Origin of the sequence: Pseudomonas fontis (assembly GCF_028656955.1) — a bacterium.
Classification (GTDB): domain Bacteria; phylum Pseudomonadota; class Gammaproteobacteria; order Pseudomonadales; family Pseudomonadaceae; genus Aquipseudomonas; species Aquipseudomonas fontis.
In genome coordinates, this window is record NZ_JAMDGY010000055.1 from 33,691 (window position 1) to 54,856 (window position 21,166).

Below are 21,166 nucleotides of genomic sequence, written 5' to 3' on the forward strand. Positions count from 1 at the left end.
GCCCGGCGCACAGTGCACCGGGCTGCCAGTGATTACTCTTTCTTCTGCAGGCGTACCGCGAGCACATCGCAGGGTGCGCCATGCAGTACGTCGTTGGCGGTGGAGCCCAGCAACAGGGCCAGGCCGTGACGACCATGGCTGCCGACCACGATCAGGTCGCAGTGCTGCTCTTTGGCCAACTGGTGGATCTCCTGGCGTGGCTGGCCGTAGGTCAGGTGCGCGTCACCGCGATTGATATCCGGGTACTTGTTGTACAGCCGATCCATGCGCTCCTTGGCTTGGTCGAACTGTTGCTGCTGGAGTTGCGACAGGTCCATCGGTACGTCGCCGCCAAAGGCCATGGCCATGGGTTCGACGATGTGCACGAGGGACACCTTGGCATTGCCTGAGGTGCTTGAGGTGGCCAGCTCCCGGGCGCGCTTGATGACCGGGTCGCATTCTTCGGTCAGGTCGACAGCAACCAGGATGTGTTCATAGGGCATGAGAGGTTCTCCTGACAATCGCGATAGTTAAAGTATGGTCGGTTTCAGGCTGATCGCATCGAATCACGGCTAACCAGCTCAATTGCAAAGTCTTGATAGGAATAACAGATATGACGGTCTGGGTAGTAGTGTCAATCCTTGCGCTGATTCTCAGCCCGCTGGCCTGGCTGCTGCCGTCGCGGCGTACCAGCGGGCGCATGTCGCTGCGCATGGAGGCTCGGCGCATGGGCTTGCACATGCGCCTGGCCAAGCAGGACTGGCCGCATTGGCTGCCCGAAACCCTGCCGCACACCTGCGCGCAATACCACCGCGCGCGACGCAAGGGCCGAGTAGACAGCTGGGTGTACTACCAGGCGGCGCCTGGGCAGTGGGTGAATCAGTGGCGCGAGCCGTGTGAAGACCCGGTGCTGATGGCGCAGTTCTCGAAGATGCCCGACAGCGTCTACAAGGTCGAAGCCGGGCCGCAGATGATTGCCCTGTATTGGGGCGAGAAGGGTGAGGCGTCTGTGTTGCAGGATATTGCCCAGTTGCTCAGAACACTGGCTTGAATCGCTGACAGCATCGCGGGACTAGCCCGCTCCCACAGAGGTCGATGTGATCCCTGTGGGAGCGGGCTAGTCCCGCGATGCTTTCAAGGCCAGGCAGGCCGGAAATATTTCAGTCACAACCCAGCGTAGCTCGGCTTTTTTCCTGCGCCAGCGCACGCTCCCGCCTTTTTATACCCCGCGCGTTGAAACCCCCGCCGTTGGCGTCTCTCGCCTTGCGCACATCGCTTACATGAATGATCGACGATCACTGTCACCAGGGTTTCGTGGTTGTCTGAGCAAAATGACCGGAAAGTCGCGTTTTCACAGTGCTTTTGTGTATTTGACATCGGCAGGCTTTTCGGTGAATGTGTGCGTACCCAAATCAAACGGGCGTATGAATTGAGCGTTTGTATTACCAGAAAGCTCTTACAGAATCCCGACTATCGCGCTGACGGGTGTGCCTGGTGCAAGGGTTCGGCAAACAGCGGCAGCATGCCGGCCGACTCTACTGCCAGTGATCAGCGTGTACAGTTCAGCTTCCATATCGTGGAGATCAGTTGATGATTTACGAAGGTAAAGCCATCACGGTTAAGGCTCTTGAAAGCGGCATCGTCGAACTGCAGTTCGACCTCAAGGGTGAGTCCGTCAACAAGTTCAACCGTCTAACCCTGAATGAATTGCGTCAGGCCGTAGACACCATCAAGGCCGATGCTTCGATCAAGGGCGTCATTGTCAGCAGTGGCAAGGACGTGTTCATCGTCGGCGCGGATATCACCGAGTTTGTCGATAACTTCAAGCTGCCCGAGGCCGAACTGGTCGCCGGCAACCTGGAAGCCAACCGCATCTTCAGCGACTTCGAAGACCTGGCCGTGCCGACCGTTGTCGCGATCAACGGCATCGCCCTGGGTGGCGGTCTGGAAATGTGCCTGGCTGCGGACTACCGCGTCATGGCCAACAGCGCCAAGATCGGCCTGCCGGAAGTCAAGCTGGGCATCTACCCAGGCTTCGGCGGTACCGTGCGCCTGCCGCGCATCATCGGTGCCGACAACGCCATCGAGTGGATCGCCTCCGGCAAGGAAAACCGTGCCGAAGACGCGCTGAAAGTCGGCGCCGTCGATGCCGTGGTTGCTCCTGAGAAACTGCAGGAAGCCGCCCTGGACCTGATCAAGCGCGCCATCAGCGGCGAGTTCGATCACAAGGCCAAGCGTCAGCCAAAGCTGGAAAAACTCAAGCTCAACGCCATTGAGCAGATGATGGCCTTCGAAACCGCCAAAGGTTTCGTGGCAGGCCAGGCCGGCCCGAACTACCCGGCCCCGGTCGAAGCCATCAAGACTATTCAGAAGGCCGCCAACTTCGGTCGTGACAAGGCTCTGGACGTCGAGGCCGCCGGCTTCGCCAAACTGGCCAAGACCTCGGTTGCCGAGAGCCTGATCGGTCTGTTCCTGAACGACCAGGAGCTCAAGCGCAAAGCCAAGGCCCATGACGAAATCGCTCACGACGTGAAGCAGGCCGCCGTACTCGGCGCTGGCATCATGGGTGGCGGTATCGCCTACCAGTCTGCGGTCAAGGGCACCCCGATCCTGATGAAGGATATCCGCGAAGACGCCATCCAGCTGGGCTTGAACGAAGCCTCCAAGCTGCTCGGCAAGCGCGTTGAGAAAGGTCGCCTGACCCCGGCCAAGATGGCTGAAGCGCTGAACGCGATTCGTCCAACCCTGTCCTACGGTGACTTCGGCAACGTCGACATCGTGGTTGAAGCCGTGGTCGAGAACCCGAAAGTCAAACAGGCGGTGCTGGCGGAAGTGGAAGCGCAGGTCAAGGATGATGCAATCCTGGCCTCGAACACCTCGACCATCTCCATCAACCTGCTGGCCAAGGCGCTCAAGCGTCCGGAAAACTTCGTCGGCATGCACTTCTTCAACCCGGTGCACATGATGCCGCTGGTGGAAGTGATCCGTGGCGAGAAGTCCAGCGAAGTGGCAGTTGCCACCACCGTTGCCTACGCCAAGAAGATGGGCAAGAACCCGATCGTGGTCAACGACTGCCCGGGCTTCCTGGTCAACCGCGTACTGTTCCCGTACTTCGGTGGTTTCGCCAAGCTGGTCAGCGCCGGTGTCGACTTCGTGCGCATCGACAAGATCATGGAGAAATTCGGCTGGCCGATGGGCCCTGCCTACCTGATGGACGTGGTCGGCATCGACACCGGCCACCACGGCCGTGACGTGATGGCTGAAGGTTTCCCGGACCGCATGAAAGACGACCGTCGTTCGGCCGTTGATGCGCTGTACGAAGCCAACCGCCTGGGCCAGAAGAACGGCAAAGGCTTCTACGCCTATGAAACCGACAAGCGCGGCAAGCCGAAAAAGGTGGTTGATGCCACCGTGATGGACGTGCTCAAGCCGGTCATCTTCGAGCAGCGTGAAGTCACTGACGAAGACATCATCAACTGGATGATGGTCCCGCTGTGCCTGGAAACGGTTCGTTGCCTGGAAGACGGCATCGTCGACACCGCCGCCGAAGCCGACATGGGTCTGGTCTACGGTATCGGTTTCCCTCCGTTCCGTGGCGGTGCGCTGCGTTACATCGACGCTATCGGTGTAGCCGAATTCGTTGCCCTGGCCGACAAGTACGCCGATCTGGGTCCGCTGTATCACCCCACCGCGAAGCTGCGTGAAATGGCCAAAAACGGCCAGAGCTTCTTCGGTTAAGCGCCCAACGATATAGAGCGAGAGTGAATTTATGAGCCTGAATCCAAGAGACGTGGTGATTGTCGACTTCGGTCGCACGCCGATGGGCCGCTCCAAGGGTGGCATGCACCGCAACACCCGCGCCGAAGACATGTCCGCGCACCTGATCAGCAAGGTGCTGGAGCGCAACAGCAAGATCGACCCGGCAGAAGTCGAAGACGTCATCTGGGGCTGCGTCAACCAGACCATGGAGCAGGGCTGGAACATCGCCCGCATGGCGTCCCTGATGACCCAGATCCCGCACACTGCTGCCGGCCAGACCGTCAGCCGCCTGTGTGGCTCGTCGATGAGCGCGCTGCACACCGCTGCCCAGGCAATCATGACCGGCAACGGCGACGTGTTCGTCGTCGGCGGTGTCGAGCACATGGGCCACGTGAGCATGATGCACGGTGTCGATCCCAACCCGCACATGTCGCTGTACGCGGCCAAGGCCTCGGGCATGATGGGCCTGACTGCGGAAATGCTTGGCAAGATGCATGGCATCAGCCGTGAAGCGCAGGACGCCTTTGGCGTGCGTTCGCACCAGCTCGCCCACAAGGCGACGCTCGAAGGCAAGTTCAAGGACGAAATCATCCCGATGCAGGGCTATGACGAGAACGGCTTCCTCAAAGTCTTCGACTACGATGAAACCATTCGTCCTGAAACCACCCTGGAAAGCCTGGCGGCCCTCAAGCCTGCCTTCAATCCAAAGGGCGGTACCGTCACCGCGGGCACGTCGTCGCAGATTACCGATGGTGCCTCGTGCATGATCGTCATGTCGGCACAGCGCGCCCAGGACCTCGGCATCCAGCCGCTGGCCGTGCTGCGTTCGATGGCGGTTGCCGGTGTTGACCCGGCAATCATGGGCTACGGCCCGGTCCCGGCGACCCAGAAAGCCCTGAAGCGTGCCGGCCTGACCATGGCGGATATCGACTTCATCGAGCTCAACGAAGCCTTCGCCGCACAGGCCCTGCCAGTGCTGAAGGATCTGAAAGTGCTCGACAAGATGGATCAGAAGGTTAACCTGCACGGCGGCGCTATCGCCCTGGGCCATCCTTTTGGTTGCTCCGGTGCACGGATTTCCGGCACTCTGCTCAATGTCATGAAGCAGAATGGCGGTACCTTCGGTCTGTCGACCATGTGTGTCGGCCTTGGCCAAGGCATCACCACCGTCTTCGAACGCGTTTAATCGCGGCGGCGACGGAAACCGGGGCCTAGTGCCCCGGTTTTGTTTTTTGCGGTTTTTTTTACAGCGTTTCTCAAGAGGGTGAGCAGCATGCAGATACAACCAGGCGTATACCAGCATTACAAAGGGCCTGAGTATCGTGTGTTCGGCGTTGCGCGCCATTCCGAAACCGAGGAGTGGGTAGTGTTCTACCAGGCCCTGTATGGCGAGTTTGGCCTCTGGGTACGACCACTTTCGATGTTTATGGAGTCGGTCGAGGTTGACGGCGAGCACGTGCCGCGCTTTGCTTTGGTCAAGGCTGAAACCGAGCTGTTTTCCCGGCCCGATGCCGAGGGTGGCTGAAGCCTCGCGCTTGACCTCACTCTGTTGCCACTATATATAGCGGTGCCACGTCAGGTACCTGCCGTGTTTTTATTTTCAGTATTCAGGAATTTTCCGATCCATGGGCAAATCGCTGGTCATTGTGGAATCCCCGGCTAAGGCCAAGACCATCAACAAGTACCTGGGCAGCCAGTACGTGGTGAAGTCGAGTATCGGCCATATCCGAGACCTGCCCACCAGCGGTTCGGCCAGCGCCAATAAAGAGCCTGCGGCCAAGCGCGGCAAGGCTGCGGCTGGCGAGGCACCGGCACTGTCGCCCAAAGAAAAGGCGCGCAAGCAGCTGGTAGCGCGGATGGGCGTCGACCCGGACCACGGCTGGAAGGCCAAGTACGAGATCCTTCCTGGCAAGGAAAAGGTCATCGAAGAACTGCGTCGTCTGGCCAAAGATGCCGACACCATCTATCTCGCAACGGACTTGGACCGCGAAGGGGAAGCCATTGCCTGGCACCTGCGCGAAGCCATCGGTGGCGATGACAGCCGCTACAAGCGCGTGGTGTTCAACGAAATCACCAAGAAGGCCATCCAGGAGGCCTTCTCCAAGCCGGGCGAGCTGGACATCCACCGCGTCAATGCCCAGCAGGCGCGGCGCTTCCTCGACCGCGTGGTGGGCTACATGGTCTCGCCACTGCTGTGGGCGAAAATCGCCCGTGGCCTGTCGGCTGGCCGTGTGCAGTCGGTAGCGGTGAAGCTGGTGGTCGAGCGTGAGCGCGAGATTCGTGCGTTCATCCCGGAAGAGTACTGGGAAGTACACGCCGACCTCGGCACCGCCAAGGACGCCAAGGTGCGTTTCGAAGTGGCGCGCCAGAACGGCGAAGCCTTCAAGCCGCTCAACGAAGCGCAGGCCATGGCCGCGCTGGAGCAGCTCAAGTCGTCCAGCTACACCATCGCCAAGCGTGAAGACCGCCCGACCAGCAGCAAGCCGTCGGCGCCGTTCATCACCTCGACCCTGCAGCAGGCGGCCAGTAACCGCCTGGGCTTCGGCGTGAAGAAAACCATGATGATGGCCCAGCGTCTGTACGAAGCGGGTTACATCACCTACATGCGTACCGACTCGACCAATCTCTCGGCAGATGCCCTGGAGATGGCGCGTAGCTACATTGAGAGCGAATTCGGCAAGAAGTACCTGCCGGAGTCGCCAATCACCTACAGCAGCAAGGAAGGGGCCCAGGAGGCGCACGAAGCGATTCGTCCGTCCGACGTCAATACCCATCCGACCAAGCTGACCGGTATGGAGCGTGATGCCGAGCGTCTGTACGAGCTGATCTGGCGCCAGTTCCTGGCCTGCCAGATGCCGCCGGCGCAGTACCTGTCGACCACCGTCAGCGTCACCGCTGGCAACTTCGAGCTGCGTGCCAAGGGCCGTATCCTCAAGTTCGACGGTTACACCCGCGTTCTGCCGCAGCAGAGCAAGCCGGGCGACGACGACGTGCTGCCGGAAATGAACCAGGGCGAAGTCCTCAAGCTGATCCAGCTCGACCCGAGCCAGCACTTCACCAAGCCGCCGGCACGCTTCTCTGAAGCCAGCCTGGTCAAGGAAATGGAAAAACGCGGCATTGGTCGTCCATCGACCTATGCGGCGATCATTTCCACCATCCAGGACCGCGGCTACGTGACCCTGCACAACCGCCGCTTCTACTCCGAGAAGATGGGCGATATCGTCACTGAGCGCTTGTCCGAGAGCTTCTCCAACCTGATGGACTACGGCTTCACCGCCGGCATGGAAGAGAATCTCGACGACGTTGCCCAGGGCGAGCGTGACTGGAAGAACGTGCTGGACGAGTTCTACGGTGACTTCAGCAACAAGCTGAAAGTGGCCGAGGCGGCTGAAAACGGCATGCGTGCCAACCTGCCGACCCCGACCAGCATTGCCTGCAAGGAATGTGGCCGGCCGATGATGATCCGTACTGCCTCTACCGGGGTGTTCCTCGGTTGCTCGGGCTACAGCCTGCCGCCCAAAGAGCGTTGCAAGGCCACCGTCAACCTGGTGCCGGGTGACGAGATCGCTGCGGACGACGAGGGTGAGTCCGAGTCGCGCGTGCTGCTCAACAAGCACCGCTGCCCGATCTGCGCCACGGCGATGGATGCTTACCTGCTCGACGAGAAGCACAAGCTGCACATCTGTGGTAACAACCCGGATTGCACAGGCTACGAGATCGAGGAGGGTAGCTACCGCATCAAGGGCTACGAAGGCCCGAGCCTGGAATGTGACAAGTGCGGCAGCGAGATGCAGCTCAAGACCGGCCGTTTCGGCAAGTTCTTCGGTTGCACCAACGCTGAGTGCAAGAACACCCGCAAGCTGCTCAAGAGCGGTGAAGCAGCGCCTCCGAAGATGGACGCGGTGAAGATGCCGGAGCTCAAGTGCGAGAAGGTCAACGACACCTACGTGTTGCGTGATGGTGCTTCGGGGTTGTTCCTGGCGGCCAGCCAGTTCCCGAAAAACCGCGAGACCCGCGCACCGCTGGTGATGGAGATCGTCCCGCACAAGGATGAGATCGATCCGAAGTATCACTTCCTCTGCGAAGCGCCGAAGAAGGACCCTGAAGGTCGCCCGGCCGTGATCCGTTACAGCCGCAAGACCAAGGAGCAGTACGTGCAGACCGAAGTGGACGGCAAGCCGACCGGCTGGCGTGCGTTCTACGACGGCAAGGCGTGGAAGGTCGAAGACAAGCGCTGAGTTCGACGTCGTAGCAATCGCGGGGCCAGCCCGCTCCCACAGTTGTTGTGGGGGCGGGCTGGCCCCGCGATGCGTTTGCGCCCTTGCATAACGGCAGGTGCTTCGCAGACACTGACAGACCCGCCTCGCAACCCTTCGGAGAGCGCCTTCATGGCCCAGGAACTCTACACCCGTACCAACCAGAAAATTTACTTCGCGGGCTTGGCGCTTGATGCCTTGGGCAAGGCCCAGGAAAGCCGGGCGATGAATGCGCAGGCGCTGATCCAGGCCGAGCGCGAATCCGCGCTGTTCCACCTGTATGGCGCCTTGCTCGGTCTATGCCATGAGATCGCCGGCTACTACCGTCTGCCACAGGCTGGCGCGCCACGCGCGGAGCTGCTGCTGACCCGCGAAGTGTTGGCGGCGATCGCCATCCCTGAAATGGCCGAACTGGTCGAGCTGGCCGAACAGCGGGAAACCTGGTTGGCACGTCTGCTGAATGCCTATCGCGATTTGTTCCGACCGCCGGTCGCGACAAAAGCGCCAAAAGGCGATGTCACCCAGCCGCTGATTCAGGCGGTGAGCCTGGACCAACCCGAAGTGCCAGTGCTGTCGCGTGAGGAATTGGAAAGCTGGCGGCAGAACCTCAAGGGCCTGACCGTGCGTTTTCGCGAAGGCTTGAGTGAGTGCTGATCCCGTCAGTGGCTGATACAATGCCGGCCTTTCCTGGAGACCCGTCTTAATATGCCCACGTCCTTTCTAGAAATTGTCGAGCTGCCAGACGGCCGAATCGAGCTGCGCCGCGCCGAGGACGAGGGTTCGTTGGTTACCCTGGATTTCTCCGAAGACGCCAAGGCGTTCCTGCAAGGGCAGCACGTTGAAGTGGCCAAGGCCATGCTCAGCGTGGGCGTGCAGATGGCGGGCAAACTGGTGGATGGCGAGATTGATCGTGACGACGGGCCACGCGTCCTGCACTGATCACTCGCACATGGCTTCCTCGTCCTGAGGAAGCTTGGCAGGTTTCAAACATTCAGAACTTTGAAGCGAATATCAGCCCAGGCGGATGTTCAGGCTTTGCGCGTCACCGGCACGCGCGGCGCTGGTCAGTTGCTGGCGTGCCGCGCTGCTGACCGGGTTGAGCCAGCTCACCACGGTGTGGCTGCGGCCCAGGCGCAAGGCATCGCAGGCCAGTTGCAGGGTGCTCTGGTTGCCGCGGGGGTGCAGCAACAGGATGCGCTCGCGGTTCAGGCCGGCGTCGCGCAGCCAGGTCTGGGTCAGGCTGGCGGGCGGGGCGATCAGGGTCAGCCAGCGGGCATCCTGTTCTTCACTCAGCTCGCGCAGCATGGGCGCCAGCAGGCTCTGGCAGTGCTCCAATGCACCACGCAAAGACAATTCGCTGAAAGCTTGCGGCTCATTGCTCGGCTGCACGGGTGCCTTGGCTTTCAGGCGTGGCAGTACCGGTTGGGCCAGGAACGCTTCGAACAAGGGTAACTGTGCTTGCTGGGATGTATGGGGGAACTGCATGGTGCCTCCTTGTTGCCGGCGTATTAATTACCGGCGAATGACGCCGACGCTCAAGCCCTCGATGACCAGTTCCTGATCTTTCAGGTTGACTTCGATGGGGGCGAATTCGGGGTTTTCGGCGATCAGCCAGACCTTGGTGCCTTCGCGCTTGAAGCGTTTGACGGTCACTTCATCACCCAGGCGGGCCACGACGATCTGGCCGTTGCGGGCTTCGCGGCAGGTGTGCACGGCCAGCAGGTCGCCGTCGACGATGCCGACGTCCTTCATGCTCATGCCGTGTACGCGCAAGAGGTAGTCGGCACGCGGGCTGAAGAAGGCCGGGTTGATGTTGCAGGACTCTTCGATGTGTTGCTGGGCGAGGATCGGGGCGCCGGCGGCAACCCGGCCGATGATCGGCAGGCTGTTGTCTTCGGCCTTGGCCTCAAAGCCCGGGATGCGAATGCCACGGGAGGCGCCTGGGGTCATCTCGATGGCGCCTTTGCGGGCAAGGGCCTTGAGGTGCTCTTCGGCGGCGTTGGGGGATTTGAACCCCAGCTCCTGGGCGATTTCCGCGCGGGTAGGCGGGAAGCCGTTGTCTTCCAGGCAGCGCTTGATAAAAGCCAGAATCTCAGCTTGGCGTGGCGTCAGTTTTAGCATGTCGATCGCTCTGTCTTTTTATACAGTGACTGGGATTATATACAGTAGGTGGCCCGCTGCAAGCACCGCACCTGAAGAAAAACCCCGCCACCTGCCTGCAGGCCCTGCGGATTGTCGCTTTAGCTGTGTTCTAATGCCGTCCTTGACTTGACAGTCACGGTGTTGAAACGTATGTTTCAAACAAGTGTTTGTCAGGCGGAGTAGTCATGGCCCAGTCGGAAACCGTTGAACGCATTCTCGATGCTGCCGAGCAGTTGTTCGCGGAAAAAGGTTTTGCCGAAACCTCATTGCGGCTGATCACCAGCAAAGCCGGCGTCAACCTGGCGGCGGTGAACTACCATTTCGGTTCGAAAAAGGCCCTGATCCAGGCCGTGTTCTCGCGCTTCCTCGGGCCGTTCTGCCAAAGCCTCGAGCGTGAGCTGGAGCGCCGTCAGGGGCGCCCGGAGCAAAAACCGACCCTTGAAGAGCTGCTGGAGATGCTGGTCGAGCAAGCGTTGGTGGTGCAGCCACGCAGCGGCAACGACCTGTCGATCTTCATGCGCCTGCTGGGCCTGGCCTTCAGCCAGAGCCAGGGCCACCTGCGCCGCTATCTCGAAGACATGTACGGCAAGGTGTTCCGCCGCTACATGCTGCTGGTCAACGAAGCGGCCCCGCGTATTCCCCCTCTAGAGCTGTTCTGGCGCGTGCATTTCATGCTTGGCGCGGCGGCGTTCAGCATGTCGGGTATCAAGGCGTTGCGCGCGATTTCCGAAACCGACTTCGGCATCAATACCTCGATCGAGCAGGTCATGCGCCTGATGGTGCCGTTCCTCGCCGCCGGCATGCGTGCCGACAGCGGGGTGACCGACGAAGCCATGGCGGCTGCGCAACTGCGCCCGCGCAGCAAGTCCGCCAGCGCGCCGGCCACGGCCAAGGCCTGATTCACGGCTGGGCGCGGCGGCTGCCATCGGCTAAGCTAGCGCCCCATGCCTACTCTCGATTTATTGCATGTTTCCATCGCCGATCAATGCCTCTATGGGTTCGCCCAGGGGCGCCTGGTCGTGCGTCTGGCGGTGTCTACCGCGCTGAATGGTGCGGGTGAGCGCAACGGCTCCGGCTGTACGCCGCGCGGCTTGCACCAGGTGCGCGCGAAGATCGGCGCCGACCTGCCGCAAGGCGCGGTGCTGCGCGGCCGACGCTGGACCGGTGAAACCTGGGCGCCTGCCCTGCATGAGCAGTTTCCCGGTCGCGACTGGATCCTTACGCGCATTCTCTGGCTGAGCGGCTGCGAGCCGGGGCGCAATCGCCTTGGCGCGGTCGACACCTTCCGTCGCTACATCTACCTGCACGGCACGCCTGACAGCGAACCCATGGGTGTGCCGCTGTCCCATGGCTGCATACGCCTGCGCAATGCCGATCTGCTGCGCCTGTTCGATCAGGTGCCGATCCATTGCCCGGTGCAGATCGAAGAAGCCGCCTGCCCCGAATGGGCCGGCGCGCCCCTGAACTGAAGGATCATTTATGAGTGTCAGCCTGCAAGGCTCCCTGATGGTGGATATCGCCGGTACCTGGTTGACCGCCGAGGACCGCCACCTGCTACGCCAGCCCGAAGTGGCCGGCCTGATCATCTTTGCCCGCAACATCGAGAGCCCGCGCCAGGTGCGTGAGTTGACCGCCGCCATTCGTGCCATTCGCCCGGACCTGATCCTTGCGGTGGACCAGGAGGGCGGTCGGGTCCAGCGCCTGCGCCAGGGTTTTGTGCGCCTGCCGGCAATGCGTGCGATTGCCGACAACGACAACGCCGAATACCTCGCCGAGCAGTGCGGTTGGCTGATGGCTACCGAAGTGCTCGCGGTCGGTCTGGACCTGAGCTTCGCGCCGGTCCTGGACCTGGACCACCAGCGCAGCGCTGTGGTCGGCAGCCGTGCGTTCGAGGGTGATCCATTGCGCGCTACGGCGCTGGCCGGGGCATTCATTCGCGGCATGAACGCGGCAGGCATGGCGGCATGCGGCAAGCACTTCCCGGGGCATGGTTGGGCCGAGGCGGATTCGCACGTGGCGATTCCGACCGACGAGCGCAGCCTGGAGCAGATCCGTGCTGCCGACCTGGTGCCTTTCACTCGCTTGAGTGGGCAGATGGCCGCGGTGATGCCGGCGCATGTGATCTACCCGCAGGTCGACAACCAGCCGGCAGGCTTCTCGCGTCGCTGGCTACAGGAGATTCTGCGCGGTGAGCTGGGCTTTGATGGGGTGATCTTCAGTGATGACCTGTCCATGGCCGGTGCGCATGTGGTGGGTGATGCGGCCAGCCGGATCGAGGCGGCGCTGAGCGCTGGTTGCGACATGGGCCTGGTGTGCAATGACCGGGCAGCGGCAGAGCTGGCCCTTTCGGCGGCGCAGCGGATGAAGGTCACGCCTTCGCCGCGGATTGCCCGCATGCGTGGGCAGGGTTTTGCACGCACCGACTACCGCCAGCAGCCGCGTTGGCTGGAGGCGCTTGGGGCGCTGAAGGAAGCGCAGTTGGTGGATTGAGGGTTGGTTGGGGTCGCTTTGCGGCCCATCGCCGGCAAGGCCGGCTCCCACAGTGGCCAATGTGCATGGCCCTGTTGTGGGAGCCGGCCTTGCCGGCGATGGCTTCAACTTGATTTAGAGCCCTTGCGCTTACCAGGCAGTGGCGCAAACAACGCATCGATATCTTCGGCCGCCAGCTTCCAGTCTCCCGCCGCCCGGCCTTCCAGTACACCAGCAGCCAATGCCGACTTCTCCAGCTGCAACTGCTGGATCTTTTCCTCGACCGTCCCGCGCGTGATCATCTTGTAGACGAACACCGGCTTCTCCTGCCCGATCCGATAAGCGCGGTCGGTTGCCTGGTTCTCCGCCGCCGGGTTCCACCACGGGTCATAGTGGATCACCGTGTCCGCTGCCGTCAGGTTCAGGCCGACGCCACCGGCCTTGAGGCTGATCAGGAAGATCTGCCGCTTGCCGCTCTGGAAGTCCGCTACAGGAGCCCGCCGATCGCGGGTTTCTCCGGTTAGCAGGGCATAGTCGATCCCGCGTTGCTGCAACTCCTGCTCGATCAGCCCGAGCATGCTGGTGAACTGCGAGAACAACAGCACGCGACGGCCTTCGGCCATCAATTCCTCGATCATCTCCAGCAGGCTTGCCAGCTTGCCGGAAGCCGCATTGCGCACATTCGAGGCAGTGTGGTTAACCAGGCGCAAGTCACAGCACACCTGGCGCAACTTGAGCAGTGCTTCGAGGATGATGATCTGGCTGCGCGCCACACCTTTGCTGTTGATCTCGTTGCGTACTTTCTGGTCCATGGCCAGGCGCAGGGTCTCGTACACGTCCCGCTGCGCATCGCTGAGCTCGACCCAGTGGATCATCTCGGTCTTGGCCGGCAGTTCGGTGGCTACCTGCTCCTTGGTCCGGCGCAGCAGGAACGGCCTGATCCGCGCGTTCAAATGCTGCAGGCGCTCATTGTTGGCCTGGCGTTCGATGGGCACCCGGTAATCGCGGTTGAACGCCTTGATGTCGCCCAGCCAGCCCGGCAGCAAGAAGTGGAACAACGACCACAGTTCACCCAGATGATTTTCCAGCGGCGTACCACTCAGGCACAGGCGCTGGCGGGCGTTGAGCTGGCATGCGGCCTGGGCTGCCTTGCTCGATGGGCTCTTGATGTACTGGGCCTCGTCAAGGATCAGCACATGCAGCGACAGGTGCTTGAAGTGCTCCAGGTCCTTGGGCAGCAGGGCGTAGGTGGTCAGCAGCAGGTCGTAGTCCTGCAGGTGCTCGAAGTGCTTGCGCCGGCCGACCCCTTGCAGCCCCAGTACCCGCAAGCCCGGAGCGAAACGCTCGGCTTCGTCTTGCCAGTTGGGGATCAGGCTGGTCGGCATCACCACCATGGCGGGGCGGTCCAGGCGCCCGGCGTTTTTTTCGGTGAGCAGGTGCGCCAGGGTTTGCAGGGTCTTGCCCAGGCCCATGTCGTCGGCCAGGATGCCGCCGACTTCCAGCTCGCGCAACGCTTGCATCCAGCTCAGGCCGTCGAGCTGATAGGGGCGCAAGGTGGCGTTCAGGCCCTCCGGGGTCTGCGCCGGTTGGGTGCGGATATCGCGCAGGCGTTCAGCCAGGTCGCGTACCCGCTCGCCGCCCTGCCAACTGAGGGGCAGGTCTTGCAGGGCATTGAGTCGGGTGGCGTCCGGGGTGGCCAGGCGCAATGTGGTTTCGCCGGGCTCGCGCAAATAGAAGTCACCCAGCGCCGCAAGCACGGGCTTGAGCCGCCCATAGGTCAATGCAATGTTGAGCACGCGGCGGGCAGCTTGCGGGTGCGGTACGGGCACCAACAGTTGCTCGTCGTCGCGGTGGCGAGCCAATTGTGTCGGGTTGAGCAGTTCCGGGTGGCTGCGCAGCAGGTTGAGCAGGATCGGCAGCAGGCTCAGGCGCTCGCCATTGATCACGATGCCCAGTTCCAGGTCGAACCAGTCGCGCTCCGGCGCCTCGTGGATCTGCGCGTACCAGTCATCCACCGGCGTCAGGTCGAAGGCGAAGTCTTCGGCGCAGACGATCTCCCAGCCGCGTTCGCGCAGCGTGGGCAAGTCGTTGAGCACAAAGCGCAGCCAGGCGTTGTCGTTGGGCAGCTCAAAGGGCGCCCCCGCGCTCTCCGGCAAGGCCTTGCTCTGGCGCGTGGCAATCTTGAAGCCGAGGGTCAGCAGGGTGTCGCGCAACTCGCGCTCGGCCTGTGGTTGGCGTTGCAGGCGCGCGGCGTGCTCGCTGTCCGGGTGCAACGGGCCGCTGCGCGCGCCGCTGACAAACTCGCCGTCGTAGCCGAAGGCGAGGGCGGCGCGGTGTTGCACGTGCCGCTGCATGCGCCCGTTACGCGGTTCGAAGGCGCTGAATTCGATGCTGCCCAGCCACAGCCGTGGCTGGGGCTGGTGGGTGTCGGAAGGTCGCTCGGGCATCTCAGGGTTTCGTGATCTTGAGCAGCAGTGCCAGGTGACCGCCATCCATGAAGATCAGCTCGCCGCTCTTGATGCTGGCGTTGTTCTGTTTGAACTGCTCGCTCTGGGTCACGCTGCCGTTACCGTCGAACTGGTTGACCCAGAGGCTGGCGTCGGCCGCGACAAAACGGCCCTCGGTCAGTTTCAGGTTGCCCTCGATCGGGAAGTGGCCGAACTGCTGCTGGCCTTCGCTGATGGCGACTTGCGACGGCTCGCTGCCAACCTGCTGTTGCCAGGCCTTGTGCAGCAGCACGGTGTACTGCGGGTCGGCGCTCAGCTTGGCGGCTTCGGCGTTCATTGCCGGTTGGCGCAAATCGTCAGAGGCCAGGGCCTTGGCGCCTTCGCTCCAGTCTTCCGGGGCGAGCGGGCTGGTGATCGCCGGCACGGCGTTCTGCCGCACCAGGATCATCTCGACCTGGTAGGTGCCTTCGGCAAAGGCCGCCGGGGCAATCAGCGCCAGCAGCAGGGTCAGGCTACGCATCACACGCATGGATCTTCCTTCACGCAGTTTGGGGTGTCAGGCGCTCAAACAGCGCCTCGAGGTTGTTGAATCGTTCTTCCGGGCGCTCCATCGGCACCATGAACCTGAACTGGGTGGCGCCTTCGAACTTGTAGCGCTTGGGCTGGCCCTGGATCAGCTTGATCAGTACCAATGGGTCGACCGGGGTTTCGGCTTCGAACTCGATCTTGCCGCCATTGGGGCCGGCATCGACTTTCTTGATGCCGAGCTTTTCTGCCTGCAACTTGAGCAGGGTCAGGCGCACCAGGTTCTTGGTCGGCTCCGGCAGCAGGCCGAAGCGGTCGATCATCTCCACTTGCAGGTCTTTCAGGCCGTCCTCGTCCACCGCCGAGGCGATGCGCTTGTACAGGATCAGGCGCGCATGCACGTCTGGCAGGTAGCTTTCCGGGATCAGTGCCGGCAGGCGCAGGTTGATCTCCGGGCCACCGCCCAGTGGCTGGTCCAGATTCGGCTGGGTGCCTTTGCGAATGGCCTTGACCGCGCGCTCGAGCATTTCCATGTACAGGGTGAAGCCGACCGCCTGGATCTGCCCGCTCTGGCCTTCGCCAAGTAGCTCGCCGGCGCCGCGGATTTCCAGGTCGTTGGTGGCCAGCACGAAGCCGGCACCGAGGTCCTGGGTGTTGGCAATCGCCTCCAGGCGCTTTTCGGCGTCGGGGGTGATCTGCTGGCGTGGTGGTGTCAGCAGGTAGGCATAGGCCTGGTGGTGGCTACGGCCGACCCGGCCGCGCAACTGGTGCAACTGGGCCAGGCCGAACTTGTCGGCACGCTCGATGATGATGGTGTTGGCGCTCGGCACGTCAATGCCGGTCTCGATGATGGTCGAGGCAATCAGCACGTTGAAGCGCTTGTGGTAGAAGTCGCTCATCACCTGTTCGAGTTCGCGCTCGCGCATCTGTCCGTGACCGATGCCGATACGCGCCTCTGGCACCAGCTCGGCCAGGTCGGCGGCGCATTTCTCGATGCTCTTCACATCGTTGTGCAGGTAGTAGACCTGGCCGCCGCGCAGCAGCTCACGCAGCAAGGCTTCCTTGATGGTGCTCTTGTTCTGCTCCATCACGAAGGTGCGCACCGAGAGGCGGCGGGCGGGCGGGGTGGCGATGATCGACAGGTCGCGCATGCCTGCCACCGCCATGTTCAACGTACGCGGGATCGGCGTGGCGGTGAGGGTGAGGATGTCGACCTCGCTGCGCAGCGCCTTGAGCTGTTCTTTCTGGCGCACGCCAAAGCGGTGTTCTTCGTCGATGACGACCAGGCCCAGGTCCTTCATCTTGACGTCGTCCTGCAGCAGCTTGTGGGTGCCGATGACGATGTCGATCTTGCCTTCGGCCAGGTCGGCTACGGCGGCGCTGATTTCCTTGGCCGACTTGAAGCGGCTCATCACCTCGACATTCACCGGCCAGTCGGCAAAGCGATCGCGGAAACTGTTGTAGTGCTGCTGGGCGAGCAGGGTGGTCGGCACCAGGATCGCCACCTGGCGGCCGCTATGCACTGCAATGAAGGCGGCGCGCATGGCTACTTCGGTCTTGCCGAAGCCGACGTCGCCGCACACCAGGCGGTCCATCGGCTTGGCGGCGAGCATGTCTTCGCGCACCGCTTCGATGGCGGCCTGCTGGTCCGGGGTTTCCTCGAAGGGGAAGCCGGCGCTGAAGGTGGCGTAGTCGACGCTTGGGTCGGCAAAGGCGTAGCCCTTGCGCGCAGCCCGGCGGGCATAGATGTCGAGCAGTTCGGCGGCGACATCGCGCACCTGTTCGGCCGCCTTGCGCTTGGCCTTCTGCCAGACTTCCGAGCCCAGCCGGTGCAGTGGCGCCAGGGCGTCATCGCTGCCGGTGTAGCGGGCAATCAGGTGCAGGTTGGCCACCGGCACATAGAGCTTGGCGTTCTCGGCGTATTCCAGGGTTAGGAATTCGGCGACCTGGTTGTCGATTTCCAGCGTCGCCAGGCCCAGGTAGCGGCCCACGCCGTGGTCGATATGCACCACCGGCGCGCCTTCGCGCAACTCGGTGAGGTTCTTGATGACCGCGTCGTTGTTGGCGTCGCTGCGCTTTTCCCGGCGTCGGCGCTGCATCACGCGCTGGCCGAACAGCGGGCTCTCGGCAATCAGCGCTACGCCGGGGTCGTCCAGCAGCAGGCCGTCGTCCAGCGGAGCAATGGTGATCGCCAGGCGCGTGGTGCCGGTGACGAAGTCCAGCCAGCCCTCGACGGTTTTCGGGCGCAGCTTCAAGCGCTCAAGCAGTTCCAGCAGGACTTCGCGGCGACCGGCTGATTCGGCGGTAAACAAAACGCGCCCAGGGAACTGATCGAGGAAGTCGGCCAGTGCGGCCAGCGGCTGGCTGGCCTTGGCCTGGATGGCCAGGTCCGGCAGCTTCTGCGCCGGGAAGCGTTCGCGGCCGGGGCCGCTGTCGACGTCGTCCTGGCTGACCACGATACGCGGCCAGCCCTTGAGGCGGGCGAAGCAGTCTTCCACCGGCATGAACAGTTCGGCCGGCGGCAGCAGCGGTCGGTTCGGGTCGATGCGGCGCTCTTCATAGCGGTTGCGCACATCGCTCCAGAAGTGCTCCGCCGCCTGCTCGACGCCCGGCAGCGAGAACACCTGGGTGTTCTCGGGCAAGTAGTCGAACAGGGTCGAGGTGTCTTCGAAGAACAGCGGCAGGTAGTACTCGATGCCGGCCGGGGTGATACCGCTGGCCAGGTCCTGGAAGATCGGATTGCGGCGAAAATCGACGTCGAAACGTTCGCGAAAGCGCGCTTTGAAGCGGGTGATCGCATCTTTTTGTAACGGGAATTCTCGAGCGGGCAGCAAGCGCACCGAGTCGACCTTGTCGATCGAACGCTGGGTTTCCGGGTCGAAGGTGCGCAGCGTCTCGATCTCGTCGTCGAACAGGTCGATCCGGTAGGGCAGCTTGCTGCCCATCGGGAACAGGTCGATCAGCGCGCCGCGCACGGCGAACTCGCCATGCTCGTAGACCGTGTCGACGCAGCGGTAGCCGCTGGCTTCCAGGCGCGTGCGCATCTGTTCCACGTCGAGCTTCTGGCCGATGTCCAGCACCAGGCTGCTGCCCAGCAGGAAGGTGGTCGGGGCCAGGCGGTGCAGGGCGGTGGTGATGGGCACTACAAGAATGCCGTGGTCCAGTTCCGGCAGCCGGTACAGGCTGGCAATCCGCTGCGAAATGATGTCCTGGTGCGGCGAGAACAGATCGTAAGGCAGGGTTTCCCAGTCCGGGAACGGCAGCACGGCCAGGTCCGGGGCGAAGAAGCGCAGCTCCTGCTCCAGCCGGTCAGCGCTTTGGCTGTCGGCGGTCAGCAGCAGGGTAAAGCGCTTGGCGGCGCTGGCGGCTTCGGCGATGGCCAGGCTCAGGGCGGCGCCGGGCAGGTTGCCCCAGGTTTGTTTGCCGGCAATGGCCGGCAGGTGCGGTAGACGCAGAACAGGCACGGGAGGTCGAGCTCCAAGCGTTGCGACAAAGACGCCAATTGTACCGGGCGCGGGCCTGTGCTGTCAGGTTTCAGCGGGGCTATTGCACGGCTATTCCATGTAGTGGCGCGATCTCGACAGGCGCTCATTGCCCGATGGGGCGCGGGGCGTCATAATGTAGCCCCTTTTTTCTGTCCCTACATGTGGAAGGTTCCCGTGACTCAGAAGCCCGACCAGTGTCTTGGTGAGTGGATTGATCGTGAAGCGCTTGCAGAAGCGATGATCCCGCTTATCGGTCAGCTCTACCGCAATAACAACGTGGTGAGCTCGATCTATGGCCGTAGCCTGATCAACCGTTCGGTGATCGCGATCCTCAAAGCTCACCGCTTTGCCCGTCATCGCCAAGCCGACGAAACCGAACTGTCTGTCCACGAGACATTCCCGCTGCTCAAGGCGATGAGCGAGCTGAAACTGGGCGCCGCTTCGGTCGACCTGGGCAAGCTGGCTGCGAAGTTCAAGGCAGAAGGCAACGGCCGTACCCCTGAGCAGTTCGTGCGTGAAGAGATGGCCGACGTGGTTGGCCAGCAAAACGCTTCGGCCCGCAAAGGTACCGACGTTGTGCTGTACGGCTTCGGTCGTATCGGCCGTCTGCTGGCGCGTATCCTGATCGAGAAAACCGGTGGTGGCGACGGCCTGCGTCTGCGTGCCATTGTCGTGCGCAAAGGCGCCGAGAACGATCTGGTCAAGCGTGCCAGCCTGTTGCGTCGTGACTCCGTGCACGGCCCGTTCGATGGCACCATCACCATCGACGAAGAAAACAACACCATCACTGCCAACGGCAACCTGATCCAGGTTATCTACGCCAAGAGCCCGAGCGAAGTCGACTACACCCAGTACGGCATCAGCAATGCGCTGATCGTCGACAACACCGGTGTATGGCGTGACGCCGACGGCCTGGGCCAGCACCTGGCATGCCCGGGCGCTGCTCGGGTGATCCTGACTGCACCTGGCAAGGGCGCACTGAAGAACATCGTGCATGGTATCAACCATGGCGAAATCAGCGCTGATGACAAGATCATCTCCGCGGCTTCCTGCACCACCAACGCCATCGTGCCGGTACTGAAAGCGGTCAACGACAAGTACGGCATCGTCAACGGTCACGTTGAAACCGTTCACTCGTTCACCAACGACCAGAACCTGATCGACAACTTCCACAAAGGCAGCCGCCGTGGTCGTGCTGCGCCGTTGAACATGGTTATCACCGAGACCGGTGCTGCCACTGCTGCGGCCAAGGCACTGCCAGTGTTGAAGGGCAAGCTGACCGGCAACGCCATTCGTGTTCCGACGCCGAACGTTTCGATGGCGATCCTGAACCTGAACCTGGAAAAAGCCACCGATCGCGAAGAGATCAACGAGTACCTGCGCCAGATGGCCATGCACTCGGATCTGCACAAGCAAATCGACTACGTCAGCTCGCAGGAAGTGGTTTCGACCGACTTTGTGGGTTCGCGTCACGCCGGTGTGGTTGATGCTGAAGCGACTATCTGCAATGACAACCGTGTTGTTCTGTATGTTTGGTACGACAACGAATTCGGTTACAGCTGCCAGGTAGTGCGTGTGATGGAAGACATGGCCGGTGTGAACCCGCCAGCATTCCCACGCTAAGCTTTTTGGTGTGTTGAAAAAACGGGAGCCTGCGGGTTCCCGTTTTTTTTGAGCTATATATTTTGGCTTTGGCTTTTGATTTTTGTGCGCGGTGGTTCAGGCGACGGGGGTCGTCCCTTCAGGAGGCCGAGTGGAGCGCCTGCGGAGTGGGGTAAGGGCCATGGATGGCCCGCAAGCGCCGATGGGCCAGGGACGGCCCTTCGGCGCGGCCCCACGGAGCAGGTGCGGAGGGAGGGGACCCGGAGCGAAGCGTAGGGCCGTATGCTGGGACGAGGGGTTTTGGTTACTTTTGCCCCGACAAAAGTGACCCGCCGTAAGGGCGGAAAGGGGGTTTGGCGTCGCCATCTTCAATGGATATGTTCACAGGGCTGAGTACCTTGGTGATTGTGTGAGCTTATCCATTTGCAATGGCGCCTCCCAAGGCCCCTTCCGCTCTTACAGCGGGTCACTTTTGAAAGGCACAAAAGTAACCAAATGTATG

Annotated in this window: 17 protein-coding genes; 11 read left to right on the forward strand and 6 right to left on the reverse strand. The window is 62.1% G+C overall.

The annotated features are described in order from the left end of the window. Nucleotides 1-32: 32 nt before the first annotated feature. Nucleotides 33-482 (reverse strand): universal stress protein, encoded by a 450-nt coding sequence (locus M5G11_RS17650; RefSeq protein ID WP_273913271.1) that lies wholly within the window; start codon nt 480-482, stop codon nt 33-35. Between the two features lie 110 nt (nt 483-592). Here M5G11_RS17650 and M5G11_RS17655 point away from each other — a divergent pair, with 110 nt between their 5' ends. The 7 genes from M5G11_RS17655 (at nt 593) to M5G11_RS17685 (ending at nt 8,933) form a co-directional block, all read left to right on the forward strand. Further along, a complete protein-coding gene (locus tag M5G11_RS17655; protein ID WP_273913269.1) occupies nt 593-1,030 on the forward strand; it encodes a hypothetical protein in 438 nt (145 codons plus the stop codon). Nucleotides 1,031-1,569: 539 nt separating this feature from the next. Then, nucleotides 1,570-3,717 (forward strand): fatty acid oxidation complex subunit alpha FadB, encoded by a 2,148-nt coding sequence (fadB, locus tag M5G11_RS17660; RefSeq protein WP_273913268.1) that lies wholly within the window; start codon nt 1,570-1,572, stop codon nt 3,715-3,717. 31 nt (nt 3,718-3,748) lie between these two features. Beyond that, nucleotides 3,749-4,924 (forward strand): acetyl-CoA C-acyltransferase FadA, encoded by a 1,176-nt coding sequence (gene fadA / locus M5G11_RS17665; RefSeq protein ID WP_273913267.1) that lies wholly within the window; start codon nt 3,749-3,751, stop codon nt 4,922-4,924. Between the two features lie 87 nt (nt 4,925-5,011). Then, a complete protein-coding gene (locus M5G11_RS17670; RefSeq protein ID WP_273913265.1) occupies nt 5,012-5,263 on the forward strand; it encodes a DUF1653 domain-containing protein in 252 nt (83 codons plus the stop codon). Between the two features lie 100 nt (nt 5,264-5,363). Continuing rightward, entirely contained in the window at nt 5,364-7,976 is a 2,613-nt protein-coding gene (topA, locus tag M5G11_RS17675) for a type I DNA topoisomerase (protein WP_273913264.1), read from the forward strand. 150 nt (nt 7,977-8,126) lie between these two features. Then, nucleotides 8,127-8,648 (forward strand): DUF6586 family protein, encoded by a 522-nt coding sequence (locus M5G11_RS17680; protein ID WP_273913263.1) that lies wholly within the window; start codon nt 8,127-8,129, stop codon nt 8,646-8,648. Nucleotides 8,649-8,699: 51 nt separating this feature from the next. After that, a complete protein-coding gene (locus M5G11_RS17685) occupies nt 8,700-8,933 on the forward strand; it encodes a hypothetical protein (RefSeq protein ID WP_273913262.1) in 234 nt (77 codons plus the stop codon). A 72-nt stretch (nt 8,934-9,005) separates the two neighbouring features. Here the strand turns inward: M5G11_RS17685 and sulA are convergent, their stop codons facing one another. Next, nucleotides 9,006-9,479, reverse strand: a complete 474-nt coding sequence (gene sulA, locus M5G11_RS17690) for an SOS-induced cell division inhibitor SulA (protein WP_273913261.1) — start codon at nt 9,477-9,479, stop codon at nt 9,006-9,008. 27 nt (nt 9,480-9,506) lie between these two features. Next, complete coding sequence (gene lexA / locus M5G11_RS17695; RefSeq protein ID WP_273913259.1) at nt 9,507-10,115, reverse strand: transcriptional repressor LexA; 609 nt, start codon at nt 10,113-10,115, stop codon at nt 9,507-9,509. 206 nt (nt 10,116-10,321) lie between these two features. On the opposite strand from lexA, the gene M5G11_RS17700 reads away from it, so the two are divergent. Genes M5G11_RS17700 through nagZ form a run of 3 tightly spaced genes read left to right on the forward strand, consistent with a single transcriptional unit; the run spans nt 10,322 to nt 12,626 of the window. Beyond that, entirely contained in the window at nt 10,322-11,035 is a 714-nt protein-coding gene (locus tag M5G11_RS17700; RefSeq protein WP_273913258.1) for a TetR/AcrR family transcriptional regulator, read from the forward strand. Nucleotides 11,036-11,080: 45 nt separating this feature from the next. After that, complete coding sequence (locus M5G11_RS17705) at nt 11,081-11,605, forward strand: L,D-transpeptidase (protein ID WP_273913256.1); 525 nt, start codon at nt 11,081-11,083, stop codon at nt 11,603-11,605. Between the two features lie 22 nt (nt 11,606-11,627). Then, a complete protein-coding gene (gene nagZ / locus M5G11_RS17710) occupies nt 11,628-12,626 on the forward strand; it encodes a beta-N-acetylhexosaminidase (protein ID WP_273913303.1) in 999 nt (332 codons plus the stop codon). A gap of 104 nt (nt 12,627-12,730) precedes the next feature. Here the strand turns inward: nagZ and M5G11_RS17715 are convergent, their stop codons facing one another. Genes M5G11_RS17715 through mfd form a run of 3 tightly spaced genes read right to left on the reverse strand, consistent with a single transcriptional unit; the run spans nt 12,731 to nt 19,041 of the window. Then, nucleotides 12,731-15,052 carry a DEAD/DEAH box helicase gene (locus tag M5G11_RS17715; protein ID WP_420793861.1) on the reverse strand — a complete coding sequence of 774 codons (2,322 nt, stop codon included), beginning with the start codon at nt 15,050-15,052 and terminating at the stop codon, nt 12,731-12,733. 1 nt (nt 15,053) lies between these two features. After that, nucleotides 15,054-15,581 (reverse strand): CsiV family protein, encoded by a 528-nt coding sequence (locus tag M5G11_RS17720; RefSeq protein ID WP_273913254.1) that lies wholly within the window; start codon nt 15,579-15,581, stop codon nt 15,054-15,056. A 10-nt stretch (nt 15,582-15,591) separates the two neighbouring features. After that, a complete protein-coding gene (gene mfd, locus M5G11_RS17725) occupies nt 15,592-19,041 on the reverse strand; it encodes a transcription-repair coupling factor (RefSeq protein WP_273913253.1) in 3,450 nt (1,149 codons plus the stop codon). Between the two features lie 180 nt (nt 19,042-19,221). On the opposite strand from mfd, the gene M5G11_RS17730 reads away from it, so the two are divergent. Then, nucleotides 19,222-20,685, forward strand: coding sequence for a glyceraldehyde-3-phosphate dehydrogenase (locus M5G11_RS17730; RefSeq protein WP_273913252.1), 1,464 nt, complete (start codon nt 19,222-19,224; stop codon nt 20,683-20,685). The last annotated feature ends 481 nt before the right edge of the window (nt 20,686-21,166 follow it).

What these genes read in the sequence shown, in the direction of transcription:
- M5G11_RS17685 (WP_273913262.1), top strand. Translation starts at nt 8,700, where the DNA reads ATGCCCACGTCCTTTCTAGAAATTGTCGAGCTGCCAGACGGCCGAATC.
- M5G11_RS17700 (WP_273913258.1), top strand. Translation starts at nt 10,322, where the DNA reads ATGGCCCAGTCGGAAACCGTTGAACGCATTCTCGATGCTGCCGAGCAG.
- lexA (WP_273913259.1), bottom strand. Translation starts at nt 10,115, where the DNA reads ATGCTAAAACTGACGCCACGCCAAGCTGAGATTCTGGCTTTTATCAAG.
- M5G11_RS17720 (WP_273913254.1), bottom strand. Translation starts at nt 15,581, where the DNA reads ATGCGTGTGATGCGTAGCCTGACCCTGCTGCTGGCGCTGATTGCCCCG.
- fadB (WP_273913268.1), top strand. Translation starts at nt 1,570, where the DNA reads ATGATTTACGAAGGTAAAGCCATCACGGTTAAGGCTCTTGAAAGCGGC.
- M5G11_RS17680 (WP_273913263.1), top strand. Translation starts at nt 8,127, where the DNA reads ATGGCCCAGGAACTCTACACCCGTACCAACCAGAAAATTTACTTCGCG.
- M5G11_RS17670 (WP_273913265.1), top strand. Translation starts at nt 5,012, where the DNA reads ATGCAGATACAACCAGGCGTATACCAGCATTACAAAGGGCCTGAGTAT.
- M5G11_RS17650 (WP_273913271.1), bottom strand. Translation starts at nt 482, where the DNA reads ATGCCCTATGAACACATCCTGGTTGCTGTCGACCTGACCGAAGAATGC.
- M5G11_RS17655 (WP_273913269.1), top strand. Translation starts at nt 593, where the DNA reads ATGACGGTCTGGGTAGTAGTGTCAATCCTTGCGCTGATTCTCAGCCCG.
- sulA (WP_273913261.1), bottom strand. Translation starts at nt 9,479, where the DNA reads ATGCAGTTCCCCCATACATCCCAGCAAGCACAGTTACCCTTGTTCGAA.
- M5G11_RS17715 (WP_420793861.1), bottom strand. Translation starts at nt 15,052, where the DNA reads ATGCCCGAGCGACCTTCCGACACCCACCAGCCCCAGCCACGGCTGTGG.
- M5G11_RS17705 (WP_273913256.1), top strand. Translation starts at nt 11,081, where the DNA reads ATGCCTACTCTCGATTTATTGCATGTTTCCATCGCCGATCAATGCCTC.
- fadA (WP_273913267.1), top strand. Translation starts at nt 3,749, where the DNA reads ATGAGCCTGAATCCAAGAGACGTGGTGATTGTCGACTTCGGTCGCACG.
- topA (WP_273913264.1), top strand. Translation starts at nt 5,364, where the DNA reads ATGGGCAAATCGCTGGTCATTGTGGAATCCCCGGCTAAGGCCAAGACC.
- M5G11_RS17730 (WP_273913252.1), top strand. Translation starts at nt 19,222, where the DNA reads ATGTGGAAGGTTCCCGTGACTCAGAAGCCCGACCAGTGTCTTGGTGAG.